The sequence below is a fragment of the Pseudomonas sp. Marseille-Q5117 genome, from assembly GCF_946901175.1.
Classification (GTDB): Bacteria; Pseudomonadota; Gammaproteobacteria; order Pseudomonadales; family Pseudomonadaceae; genus Aquipseudomonas; species Aquipseudomonas iranensis.
The window spans coordinates 40,929-53,287 of record NZ_CAMPPP010000017.1; the positions used below are offsets into that span (position 1 = coordinate 40,929).

8 protein-coding genes are annotated in these 12,359 nt (G+C 59.9%); 3 read left to right on the forward strand and 5 right to left on the reverse strand.

Annotated features, from left to right (window positions below):
• Positions 1-144 precede the first annotated feature (144 nt).
• Complete coding sequence (gene msrA / locus OC605_RS22780; RefSeq protein ID WP_186567464.1) at positions 145-810, forward strand: peptide-methionine (S)-S-oxide reductase MsrA; 666 nt, start codon at positions 145-147, stop codon at positions 808-810.
• A gap of 124 nt (positions 811-934) precedes the next feature.
• On the opposite strand, the gene OC605_RS22785 is transcribed toward msrA, so the two are convergent.
• Complete coding sequence (locus tag OC605_RS22785) at positions 935-1,774, reverse strand: 23S rRNA (adenine(2030)-N(6))-methyltransferase RlmJ (protein ID WP_262139638.1); 840 nt, start codon at positions 1,772-1,774, stop codon at positions 935-937.
• A 408-nt stretch (positions 1,775-2,182) separates the two neighbouring features.
• Between OC605_RS22785 and OC605_RS22790 the strand changes: the two genes are divergently transcribed.
• The gene (locus tag OC605_RS22790; RefSeq protein ID WP_186567466.1) at positions 2,183-2,596 is read left to right on the forward strand and encodes a hypothetical protein; all 414 of its coding nucleotides are present in this window, start codon (positions 2,183-2,185) and stop codon (positions 2,594-2,596) included.
• Between the two features lie 94 nt (positions 2,597-2,690).
• Here OC605_RS22790 and OC605_RS22795 read toward each other — a convergent pair whose 3' ends face one another.
• From OC605_RS22795 to putP, 4 genes are all read right to left on the reverse strand, one after another.
• A complete protein-coding gene (locus OC605_RS22795) occupies positions 2,691-3,011 on the reverse strand; it encodes a hypothetical protein (RefSeq protein WP_101156523.1) in 321 nt (106 codons plus the stop codon).
• A gap of 326 nt (positions 3,012-3,337) precedes the next feature.
• Positions 3,338-4,036, reverse strand: a complete 699-nt coding sequence (locus OC605_RS22800; RefSeq protein ID WP_410056018.1) for a DUF4123 domain-containing protein — start codon at positions 4,034-4,036, stop codon at positions 3,338-3,340.
• 4 nt (positions 4,037-4,040) lie between these two features.
• Positions 4,041-6,056 carry a type VI secretion system tip protein TssI/VgrG gene (gene tssI / locus OC605_RS22805; RefSeq protein ID WP_262139641.1) on the reverse strand — a complete coding sequence of 672 codons (2,016 nt, stop codon included), beginning with the start codon at positions 6,054-6,056 and terminating at the stop codon, positions 4,041-4,043.
• A gap of 350 nt (positions 6,057-6,406) precedes the next feature.
• Positions 6,407-7,891, reverse strand: coding sequence for a sodium/proline symporter PutP (putP, locus tag OC605_RS22810; RefSeq protein WP_262139643.1), 1,485 nt, complete (start codon positions 7,889-7,891; stop codon positions 6,407-6,409).
• Positions 7,892-8,349: 458 nt separating this feature from the next.
• Between putP and putA the strand changes: the two genes are divergently transcribed.
• Complete coding sequence (gene putA, locus OC605_RS22815) at positions 8,350-12,303, forward strand: trifunctional transcriptional regulator/proline dehydrogenase/L-glutamate gamma-semialdehyde dehydrogenase (RefSeq protein ID WP_262139645.1); 3,954 nt, start codon at positions 8,350-8,352, stop codon at positions 12,301-12,303.
• The last annotated feature ends 56 nt before the right edge of the window (positions 12,304-12,359 follow it).

Below are 12,359 nucleotides of genomic sequence, written 5' to 3' on the forward strand. Positions count from 1 at the left end.
ATAAATCCGTTGGCATCTTCGTCGCCTGACACCCCGCTTTCGCGAGCAGGCTCGCTCCCACAGTTTTGATGGTGCGAATTCCGGCATCATTCGGCACACTGGCGGTCTGACTTTTTACCTCCAACCTGACTGAGAGGAACGCTCATGGTTCTGCGCTCGGAAATTCTGGTGAACAAAAACGTGCTTCCAACCAAAGAACAAGCCCTGCCCGGCCGCGAAACCCCGATGACCCTGCCGGAAAAACACTTCGTCTTCGAAGACACCCCGCTGCTCGGTCCATTCTTTCAGGACGTCGACTTTGCGATTTTCGGTCTGGGTTGCTTCTGGGGCGCGGAACGACGTTTCTGGCAGCGCGAAGGCGTGGTCAGCACCGTGGTTGGTTACGCCGGCGGCTTCACGCCGAACCCGACGTACGAAGAAGTCTGCTCGGGCCTGACCGGCCACGCCGAAGTTGTGCTGGTGGTATATGACAAGGCTCAAGTCAGTTACGAAGAACTGCTGGCGATGTTCTGGGAACTGCACAACCCGACTCAGGGCATGCGTCAGGGCAACGACATCGGCACTCAGTACCGCTCAGTGATCTACGCCACCACCCCGGAGCAACTGGATGCCGCGCTGAAAAGCAAAGACGTGTATCAGGCGGAACTGGCCAAGGCCGGTCTGGGTGAAATCAGCACCGAGATTGAACAGGCGCCGACCGTGTACTTTGCCGAGGCGTATCACCAGCAGTATCTGGCGAAGAACCCTGAAGGTTACTGCGGGATTGGCGGCACCGGCGTTTGCATGCCTGCGAGCCTTGCGGGCAACTAACCCCGCCTGATCGTTCCCACGCTCTGCGTGGGAATGCAGCCCGGGACGCTCCGCGTCCTGACAGCGGACGCAGAGCGTCCATTGAGGCATTCCCACGCGGAGCGTGGGAACGATCGCTCGGCGATCAACTCTCGGCAATCAGCCAATCCATCTGCCAGCCACCCTGAGTCTGCCCCAGCTTCTTCGCCAACCACGGCAGCAACTCACGCAATTCTTCTTCCAGCCCCCACGGCGGATTGGCGATCGCCAGCCCGGAACCGTTCAGGCTGTTCGGCGTGTCCAGCGGATGCACCAGCAGCTCCACACGCAGCAACTTCGGTGCACCCGTGCCTGCCAGGTCCTGATAGAAACGCCGCAATGCACGCTGATCCTTCACCGGATACCAGATCGCAGCCACAGTCTGGCGCATGCGGCCGATGGCTTCTTTCATCGACGCCGCGCAACGCTGCATCTCGTCCAGTTGCTCGAACGGCGGATCGATCAGCATCACCGCCCGTTTTTCCTGCACCGGCAACATCGCCCGCGCCACATGCCAACCCTCGCCCAGATGCACTTTCACCCGACGGTCGCCGGCCATGTTGTCCTTGAGCAACACGCCATCTTCGGGATGCTTCTCGTTGAGCATCACCCGATCCTGCGGCCGCGTCAGCCGCCGCGCCAGCTCCGGCGAACCCGGGTAGTAGCGCAACTGGCCATCCGGGTTCATCTCGTGCAGCACCTTCATATAGTCGGCAGTCAGCGCCGGCAGGTCCGGCTGATCCCACAACCGCGCAATGCCTTCCAGGTACTCGCCGGTGCGATTGGCCTGATCGCCCTGCAAGTCATACAGACCGATGCCGGCGTGCGTGTCGAGATAGGCAAACGGCTGCTCCTTGCGCGACATCAGGGCGATGAGGCGGGTCAAGGTCAGGTGTTTGAACACATCGGCGTGATTGCCGGCATGGAAGGCGTGACGATAATTCATGGCTGCTCCTGCGAGGGCCGCAAAGTTTACCTTTTACCGGACGGCAAGTCAGGGGTTGGCGGCCGAGCGGACAAAAAGCCTGCCCTCACCCTAGCCCTCTCCCGGAGGGAGAGGGGACTGACGGTGGCGATCTTGCGAGTTACATCGACCTGAATGATCCACGTGATCTCAGGCTTGGCCAAGCGTAGATAAGCGCCCAAGTCGCAAGTCGTCACACGACCAGTCCCCAGAAAGAACACCACCATCCAGGCTTGGCCAAGCGAAGTTCACCACTGAAGTCGCAGGTCGGCGTACATCACCCAGACAACTCGGTCAGTCCCCTCTCCCTCTGGGAGAGGGCTAGGGTGAGGGGCTTTGCTTTTATGGCGTTAAACTGGCTAACCATGAACGACAGGAAGTCAAAAACTCATGCGATATCTGATCATCTGTTTACTCAGCCTTCTTGGCCCATACCTCGCCCTTGCCGACGAAACCCACATTGAACAGGCACGCCAGACACTAAAGAACTACGGGCTGGGCCACTGCATTCTGAAGCCATTCAACGAACGCTCAGCGCTGGAAAAAGACATTGCGCTGTCCGCCAATGCCTATTCATTCATGGGCAACGGCCTACATTCCATCCTGCAAGATGAAGACACGCTGCAAGTGCTGCACGATCCCTATAAAGAAACACTGAGCTACATATCGGCGGCTTACCAGCAGACCCCTTCACGCAGCAAACACTCAAATGAAAAAGTGGTGTTCCTTGCGTGCCTGAAGATCTACAACTCCGAAGCGTTCAACCGCTTTATCAAAACCCAAGATGCCTACATCTCTGACTGACCCCCCGATTTCAATCAATCAAAAGATCGCAGCCTTCGGCGGCTCCTACATGGGATAGGCGCTCACTCTGACGAAGGCTGCGGCCTTTCGATCTTCAGGCGGGCAAGCTGCGCAAGCGCTTGCCGATGACATCGAGCACATCACAGCCATCGCGCAATGGGATGGCGCACAGCAGGGCGAAGTCGCTGAGGATCACGGAGTCGCATTCGATCGAGCCGCGCATGCACATGTTTTCCAGGACCTGGACCACGGCGCGGATGCGGTGGTTGGCAGCGTCCATGAGGATGTCGAGGGGCACGTGGGTGTCGACGAACAGGCTGGGCATGTCGCTGCAATTGCCGGTGAGGGCCATGAAGCGGTTGTCGGGGTGAGGCGTGATTTTCTTGTAGGGCGGATCATGTTTTGTCGTTGTCATTCTTGGCATCCCTGAAGTTCTGAGTGGAGCCGCCATTGACCTTCCTACGGGTTTGGGTGGCAGCCATGTGCGGGAGTAGGAACTGAGAACTCCAAATCAGCCACGTCGAAACGTGTCCCGCACAAAGCCGCCGTCAACTTGTCATGAATACGCTTTGACCCTTGTATTCAGCCTGCGGCACTTATGCACTTCAGAGTTCGGGATCCTACCCCCTGCCACCGCTCTCGCGGCAACAACGAAAAGACTATCCCTGCAACTCACCACGCACCAGTTCATGAAAGCCGCCGCGATTCGAAGGAAACGTCCGAAGCGTTTGCCCCGAAATTTCACTCTGCCTCTGCCAGCAAAAACTCCAGAAGCGCCGATCGTGACGAATCTTCCGACATCGATAATTTGAAAAACTGCCCGACCTTGCAGCGCAAAACAGCCTCGGGAAACGCCTCGAACACGGCCGGTTGCTCCTCGCTCAGCCATTGCAAAGCATTGGCGATGCGTACGCTTGCATCAGTCTGCGCCAACAGCGATTGCGGCACGCTCCACCACGGAAAGACCCGCCCCGAAACCAGCGCACGGCCCCCGATTTCAATGGCCTGGCCATTGATCAAGGCTCGTGAAACGACTGGCAGCCATTGCGCGGGAATGACCTCGTCAGAGTGCAAAAGAGGCAGCAGAAACCGACCATCCCAAAAGCGAAAAAACACCGCTTTACCGTCCGGCATCAGCACTTGAGTCAGGCTGCGGAAATGTTCGACCAGCACGTCAAGATCCGCCGAAGACACCGCCAGCCACCCCCAGTCCCGCGATTCCGTTTCCGCCACCCAACGTAAAAACTCACTGTCCGCAGCGACAATTCCCACATAGGGCATCACCGCGTCCCACTCGGCATAAATGGTCTCGGCCCAGACCGGATTCGCCGTGCCCTGCCAGGCTTTGAAAGCATCGGCATCGCTGGCGCGGCTGAAAATTGCGAACAATTGCTCCGACGCATGCAGCGGTTGCCGCGCCAGCCATTGTTCGGGCGTCATTTGTTCAGGCTGCACAGACACCGTCCTTGCACCGCTCACACTCTTCGCAGAAAGGCGCATCACCTTTGAGACTCATGATCTGTGCGGCGGTGAGAACCGCCGCCGGTGCAGCGACCAGTTTCTCTGGCAAGCCCGGCACCAAAGGCGCAGCGCTGGTCGCCGCCATCGGCGCGCCACCCACAACAATCGGCACGCTGCTGAAAATGCCGCCGGGGCCGATGTTGATCCACTGTCCGCCGGCCTGAATCGTCGCGCTCGCGCCGCCATCAATGACCACTTGCTGGCCTGCGCTGATATGGATCTGCGCCGAGGCGCTGGTGGCCTGGCTGTTCACCCGAACCTGCCGGTCGCCGAGCACGGACAAATGATCATCCTGCCTGACTTCGGTCTGGCGCTGGCCGTGGGTGATGCGTTGCTCGTCGGCCTTGAGTTCATGCCGGGCGGTGCCGGTGACGAGCACACTGCGCTGATTATCGACCTGCAGCTGCTGGTCGTTGAGCACATGCTGGGTCCAGTTGCGCTGGGCACGCAGGTAGATTTCCTCGGCGCCTTTTTTATCCTCGATGCGCAGTTCGTTATAACCGCCACCGCCGGGACTGCTCTGGCTGCGGAACACGCTTCGGGTCTTGTCTGCCGGCAGATCCAGCGGCACAGGGGTCGCCGCATTTGGCAAACAACCCATGACCAGCGGCTTGTCGGCATCGCCATCAATGAAGCCGACCAGCACTTCCATGCCGACGCGCGGAATCAACACGCTGCCATAGTGATCGTGAGCCCAACCGGTCGCGACGCGCAGCCAGCAACTGGAGTGCTCGTTCAATTCGCCATCACGGTCCCAGGCCAGTTGCACTTTGACCCGGCCATATTCATCGCAATGGATTTCCAGATCTTTCGGGCCGGTGACCACGGCAGGTTGGTAGCCCGACATGCGCGGTTTTTCCGGGCACAGTGCCGGACGAAAGACCACGTCCCACGGCGTGGCGACGAAAGTATTGCGGTAGCCCTGGAAGGATTCGCCATCGCTGGTCACCGATTCCTCCAGCACCTGCGGCTGACGGCCGCGATGCTCGACACAGGTGAGCAACCACAGATCATTCCAGTCGCTGCGCGGGTGCTCGGTGAGTTGCAGAAAATGCCCGCAGACGAGTGAGGATTCGTCGCTGCTGCCCTCGGCCTGACGGTAATCGGCGACGTGCCGTTCCAACGCTCGCCGAGTCAGCTGTTTGCCGGTTTCACGATCACTGAATTGGCCGGGGAAGAGATAGTCCTCCAGCACCGGACGCTGCTCGCCGTCACTGCGACTTTCCAGAGACAGGCGTGGTTTTTCGAAGTTGTAGTCGCGCCGGGTGACGACGCTGGTACGGGTTTCCACGCGCACATTGAAACGCTGAATCGCCGGCGCGCCCGCCGACATGCCGCTACCCGGCAAATACAGCGTTGGCGCGGGCAGCTTGGGGAACACGGTCTGGTCGTCGCCGAATACCAGCAAATGGCCTTCGGGGCTGTGTTGAAAATGGTAATGAATGCCGACTTCGGCACACAGGCGCTGGATAAAGGCCAGATCGCTTTCGGCGTATTGCACGCAGTATTCGCGCTCCGGATATTCGCTGCCCAGGCGAAATTCAAAGGCATCGCGCAGGATCGAATGGTCTTTGAGGATCTGCGTGACAATTTGCGGCACGCTCTGATGCTGAAAAACACGCTGGTTGATGCGATGCCCCAGATACGTCAGACGCGGGACAAGGCTGAGGTGATAGCGTGTCAGACGTTTCCCGGAATCACCCTGTCCGACCTGATAAATCTGACCATGAATACCGCAACCCTGAGCATCGAAACTCAGAAACGCCTGACCATGCAGCAGGCTTTCCAGATCCAGGTCCGGCCGCTCGCTGACCAGTTCCAGCTCGAAGCGAAAGGGTTGGCTGATGGCTTCCCTGCCCGTGAACTCAAGGACTTTGAGGTCATGCCGGGCGCCTTCGAGGGTCAACGTGAAACGCGGTTGATTGGCAGGCGCGAACATCCGATGTCTCTCTGCAGTGTGAGGGCGGGCGATTCTGCATGAGGGGCAAGGGGTGCTGAACAGGTGACGGGAAATTCAGATTTGCCCTACGTGGGTTGCTGAAACGACCTTGTTAATTCGGCCGTTCGACTACAGACAATTCAATCAAACCTGCCACCCACCCTGTGGGAGCGAGCCTGCTCGCGAAAGCGGCATGTGAGTCAACACATTCATTGAATGATCAATCGCATTCGCGAGCAGGCTCGCTCCCACAATGGATTTCCACCGGATTCGAGAAATCTAAGGCACAAAAAAACGGCCCGCTTCCTCTAGGAAACGGGCCGTTTTCATGTGAGCCGAAGCTCAGTCGATCACTTGTTCAGATGGAAGTCTTTTTCCGCTGCCTCGAAACGCTCAACCATGCCGCGAGTCGGCTCACCCGCCTTGCTGACAAAGTAGATGGCCAGGCTGGCGAAGATGAAGCCCGGAATGATTTCGTACAGACCCAGCAGTTCGAAATGCTTCCAGACCACCACGGTGATTGCGCCGACCAGAATACCGGCCAATGCGCCATTGCGGGTCATGTCTTTCCAGACCACCGAAATCAGCACCACAGGACCGAATGCAGCACCGAAACCGGCCCAGGCGTAGGACACCAGGCCCAGTACGCGGTTTTCCGGGTTGGCAGCCAGCGCGATAGCGATCAGGGCTACCAGCAGCACCATGGCACGACCGACCCAGACCAGCTCCAGTTGCGAAGCGGACTTGCGCAGGAAGGCTTTATAGAAGTCTTCGGTCAGGGCGCTGGAGCACACCAGCAACTGGCAGCTCAGGGTGCTCATCACCGCCGCCAGAATGGCCGACAGCAGTACACCGGCAACCCATGGGTTGAAGAGGATTTTCGCCAGTTCAATGAACACGCGCTCCGGGTTCTCGGTCACAGGACCGGCCACTTCCGGGTGCGCCGAGAAATAGGCGATACCGAAGAAGCCCACCGCAACGGTGCCGCCCAGGCAGAGGATCATCCAGGCCATGGAAATGCGACGCGCCTTGGCGATCGACTTCACCGAATCCGCCGCCATGAAACGCGCGAGGATGTGCGGCTGGCCGAAGTAGCCCAGACCCCAACCCATCAGCGAGATGATGCCGATGAAGGTGGTGCCTTTGAGCATGTCGAAGTTGCTTGGATCTTGCGCTTCGATGGCGAGGAACGTGGTATCAACGCCGCCTGTGGCCAGCAGGACGATGATCGGCGTAAGGATCAGCGCGAAGATCATCAGCGTGGCTTGTACGGTGTCGGTCCAGCTCACCGCGAGGAAACCGCCGATGAAGGTGTAGGCAATCGTCGCCGCAGCACCGGCCCACAGCGCCGTTTCGTAGGTCATGCCGAACGTGCTTTCGAACAGACGGGCACCGGCGACGATGCCGGAAGCGCAGTAGATGGTAAAGAACACCAGAATCACGACCGCCGAGATGATCCGCAGCAAGCCGCTTTTATCTTCGAAACGGCTGGAAAAGTAATCCGGCAGAGTCAGGGCATCGCCGTTGTGCTCGGTCTGCACACGCAAACGGCCGGCGACAAACAGCCAGTTCAGGTAGGCACCGACGATCAGGCCGATGGCGATCCAGCTTTCGGACAGACCGGACATGTAGATGGCGCCCGGCAGGCCCATCAGCAACCAGCCGCTCATGTCGGAGGCACCGGCAGACAGCGCGGTGACGACGCTGCCGAGGCTGCGACCACCGAGAATATAATCGGAAAGGTTGTTGGTGGAGCGATAGGCCATCAAGCCGATCAGCACCATTGCTGCGATGTAGATCACGAACGTGATCAGGGTTGGATTGCTTACGCTCATTGAGTTACGCCCTGGCTTTGTTTTTATGTAGCGGCGGTGGTGAACCGCTCGCAAACGACGACGTTTGGCAGACGATCCGGGATCCCGCGCATTTAAGACTGATGTTTCCCCAGGAAAGCCATCAGCCGATGCACCGGGTTATTCCCGGTTGCACCTTGGCGGCGAATGCTATGCAACAAAGCAAATAAGGTGCAACCAGTTTCGCGAGAATTAGTTGCACCCATCCGGATTAATCGACGATCGCCCCGTTTTTGCTCCCTTTTGTCGCAGTCATGGCTCTTTGCTAGAAGCAAAAGCACCAAGCAGGAACAGCACTTTCGTACCAGAAAATATTTCCTGACGAGCTGCGTATTATTCCGGCAAAAAAAGGGTTGCACCCGGTTGCACCTCATTCAACGCACGGCTAATCTTGCGGCCAGCTGATGCCACGCAACTGTGGCAACCATGAGGATAAAAATATGGCTACCACCACCCTTGGGGTCAAACTCGATGACCCGACCCGCGAGCGCCTGAAGGCTGCCGCAACCTCGATTGATCGCACGCCGCACTGGCTGATCAAGCAGGCAATTTTCAATTACCTGGAAAAACTCGAGGGTGGTGCAACCCTGACCGAGTTGAACGGTTTGACCGCCAAAGACGCCGATGACGCAGGCGAAGTGCAGACCGATCACGCTCACCAATGCTTCCTCGAATTCGCTGAAAGCATCCTGCCGCAATCGGTTCTGCGTGCTTCGATCACCGCCGCCTACCGCCGCCCTGAGCCGGAAGTGGTGCCGATGCTGATCGAGCAGGCGCGCCTGCCGGCACCGATGGCCGAAGCCACCAACAAACTCGCGGCGACCATCGCCGAAAAACTGCGTAACCAGAAAAGTGCCGGCGGTCGTGCGGGCATTGTTCAGGGTCTGTTGCAGGAATTCTCCCTGTCGTCCCAGGAAGGCGTGGCGCTGATGTGCCTGGCCGAAGCGCTGCTGCGCATCCCGGACAAAGGCACCCGCGATGCGCTGATCCGCGACAAGATCAGCACCGGCAACTGGCATCCGCACCTGGGCAACAGCCCTTCGCTGTTCGTCAATGCCGCCACTTGGGGCCTGCTGCTGACTGGCAAACTGGTCTCCACCCACAACGAAGCCGGCCTGACTTCGTCGCTGAGCCGCATCATCGGCAAGAGCGGCGAGCCGATGATCCGCAAGGGCGTCGACATGGCCATGCGCCTGATGGGCGAGCAGTTCGTTACCGGCGAAACCATCGCCGAAGCGCTGGCCAATGCGAGCAAGTTCGAAGCCAAGGGCTTCCGTTACTCCTACGACATGCTCGGTGAAGCGGCACTCACCGAAGTCGACGCGCAGAAATACCTGGCGTCGTACGAACAAGCGATCCATTCGATCGGCAAAGCCTCTCACGGCCGTGGGATTTATGAAGGCCCTGGCATTTCCATCAAGCTTTCGGCACTGCACCCGCGTTACAGCCGTGCGCAGTACGAGCGGGTGATGGACGAGCTGTACCCGCGCCTGCTGTCGCTGACCCTGCTGGCCAAGCAATACGACATCGGCCTGAACATCGACGCCGAAGAAGCCGACCGCCTCGAGCTGTCGCTGGATCTGCTCGAGCGCCTGTGCTTCGAGCCGCAGCTGACTGGCTGGAACGGCATCGGTTTCGTTATCCAGGCTTATCAGAAGCGTTGCCCGTACGTGATCGACTACGTGATCGATCTGGCCCGCCGCAGCCGTCATCGCCTGATGATCCGCCTGGTGAAAGGTGCGTACTGGGACAGCGAAATCAAACGCGCTCAGGTCGAAGGTCTGGAAGGCTATCCGGTCTACACCCGCAAGGTGTACACCGACGTTTCCTACATTGCTTGCGCACGCAAACTGCTGTCGGTACCGGAAGTCATCTACCCGCAGTTCGCCACGCACAACGCCCACACCCTGTCGGCGATCTACCACATCGCCGGTCAGAACTATTACCCGGGCCAGTACGAGTTCCAGTGCCTGCACGGCATGGGTGAACCGCTCTACGAACAAGTTGTAGGCAAGGTTGCCGAAGGCAAGCTGAACCGTCCGTGCCGTGTGTACGCACCGGTCGGCACCCACGAAACCCTGCTGGCGTACCTCGTGCGTCGTCTGCTGGAAAACGGTGCTAACACCTCGTTCGTCAACCGTATCGCCGACCAGTCGATTTCGATCCAGGAACTGGTGGCCGATCCGGTGGCACAGATCGAGCAGATGGCCACCGTGGAAGGCGGTTTCGGCCTGCCGCACCCGCGCATTCCGCTGCCGCGTGACCTGTACGGTGCCGAGCGCGCCAACTCCAGCGGCATCGACATGGCCAACGAACATCGTCTGGCCTCGTTGTCCTGCGCCCTGCTCGCCACCGCGCACTACGACTGGAAAGCCGCGCCGATGCTCGGTTGCGCCTCCAGCAACGAAACGCCGGTCGCGGTGCTGAACCCGTCCGATCACCGCGATGTGGTCGGTCACGTTCAAGAAGCGACCGTCGAAGACGTCGACAACGCCATTCAATGCGCGCTGAACGCCGCGCCGATCTGGCAGGCCACCCCGCCGGCCGAACGTGCGGCGATCCTGGAACGTGCCGCTGACTTGATGGAAGGCGAGATTCAGCCGCTGATGGGCCTGTTGGCTCGCGAAGCCGGCAAGACCTACGCCAACGCCATCGCCGAAGTCCGCGAAGCGGTCGACTTCCTGCGTTACTACGCAGTGCAGGCGCGCAACGATTTCAGCAATGACGCCCACCGCCCACTCGGTCCGGTGGTGTGCATCAGCCCGTGGAACTTCCCGCTGGCAATCTTCAGCGGCCAGGTCGCTGCGGCATTGGCTGCCGGTAACCCGGTACTGGCCAAACCGGCTGAGCAGACTCCGCTGGTCGCCGCTCAAGCCGTGCGCCTGATGCTCGAAGCCGGCATCCCGGAAGGCGTGCTGCAACTGCTGCCGGGGCGCGGTGAAACCGTCGGCGCCGGTCTGGTTGGCGATGAGCGCGTCAAAGGCGTGATGTTCACTGGTTCCACCGAAGTTGCGCGCTTGCTGCAACGCAACATCGCTGGCCGTCTCGACAGCCAGGGCCGTCCGATTCCGCTGATCGCCGAAACCGGTGGCCAGAACGCGATGATCGTCGATTCCTCGGCTTTGACTGAACAAGTGGTGATCGACGTGGTGTCGTCGGCCTTCGACAGCGCCGGTCAGCGCTGCTCGGCACTGCGCGTGCTGTGCCTGCAGGAAGATTCCGCCGATCGCGTCATCGAAATGCTCAAAGGTGCCATGGCCGAAAGCCGTCTCGGCAACCCGGAGCGTCTGTCCGTGGACATCGGCCCGGTGATCGACGCCGAAGCCAAGGCGGGCATCGACAAGCACATCCAGGGCATGCGCGATAAAGGTCGCAATGTTTACCAGGTGGCGATTGCCGACAGTGAAGAGGTCAAGCGCGGCACCTTCGTCATGCCGACCCTGATCGAGCTGGAAAGCTTCGACGAACTGCAACGCGAAATCTTCGGCCCGGTACTGCACGTGGTGCGCTACAAGCGCAAAGAGCTGGATCAACTGATCGGCCAGATCAACGCCTCCGGTTACGGCCTGACGCTGGGCGTGCACACGCGCATCGACGAGACCATCGCCAAGGTGATCGACAACGTCAACGCCGGTAACGTCTACGTCAACCGCAACATCGTTGGTGCCGTGGTCGGCGTGCAGCCATTCGGCGGCGAAGGCCTGTCGGGTACTGGCCCGAAAGCCGGTGGCCCGCTGTATCTGTACCGCCTGCTGTCGACGCGTCCTGCCGACGCCATCGAACAATCCTTCGCCCGCGGTGACGCCATCGTCGCCCCGGACGTGCGCTTGCGCGATGCCATGAGCCAATCGTTGAACGCGCTGAAAGCCTGGGCCGACAACAACAAGTTCGCCGACCTGAGCACCCTGTGCGGGCAATACGCAGCGCAATCGCAGAGCGGCATCACCCGCGTGCTGGCCGGCCCGACCGGCGAGAAAAACAGCTACGCGATCCTGCCGCGCGAACACGTGCTGTGCCTGGCGGAAGTTGAAGGTGATCTGCTGACGCAACTGGCGGCGGTGCTGGCAGTGGGCGGTTCGGCGGTTTGGCCGGAAACCGAGCTGACCAAGGCGTTGTTTGCCCGCCTGCCGAAGGAAGTGCAGGCGCGGATCAAACGCGTTGCCGACTGGAACAAGGACGAAGTGGTGTTCGATGCCGTGCTGCATCACGGCCACTCCGACCAGTTGCGCGGCGTCTGCCAGCAGATCGCCCAGCGTGGCGGCGCGATCGTTGGCGTGCAGGGCCTGTCCCAGGGCGAGACCAACATTGCCCTGGAGCGTCTGGTGATCGAACGGGCATTGAGCGTCAACACCGCTGCGGCGGGGGGTAATGCCAGCTTGATGACGATCGGTTAAAACCGATAAACCGGGCACCTGCATAGGTGCCCGGCATAGCAACAATCCCTGTGGGA

Coding starts and splice junctions, on each gene's coding strand:
- putA (WP_262139645.1), top strand. CDS start 8,350: ATGGCTACCACCACCCTTGGGGTCAAACTCGATGACCCGACCCGCGAG.
- OC605_RS22790 (WP_186567466.1), top strand. CDS start 2,183: ATGCGATATCTGATCATCTGTTTACTCAGCCTTCTTGGCCCATACCTC.
- putP (WP_262139643.1), bottom strand. CDS start 7,891: ATGAGCGTAAGCAATCCAACCCTGATCACGTTCGTGATCTACATCGCA.
- OC605_RS22785 (WP_262139638.1), bottom strand. CDS start 1,774: ATGAATTATCGTCACGCCTTCCATGCCGGCAATCACGCCGATGTGTTC.
- msrA (WP_186567464.1), top strand. CDS start 145: ATGGTTCTGCGCTCGGAAATTCTGGTGAACAAAAACGTGCTTCCAACC.
- OC605_RS22795 (WP_101156523.1), bottom strand. CDS start 3,011: ATGACAACGACAAAACATGATCCGCCCTACAAGAAAATCACGCCTCAC.
- OC605_RS22800 (WP_410056018.1), bottom strand. CDS start 4,036: ATGACGCCCGAACAATGGCTGGCGCGGCAACCGCTGCATGCGTCGGAG.
- tssI (WP_262139641.1), bottom strand. CDS start 6,056: ATGTTCGCGCCTGCCAATCAACCGCGTTTCACGTTGACCCTCGAAGGC.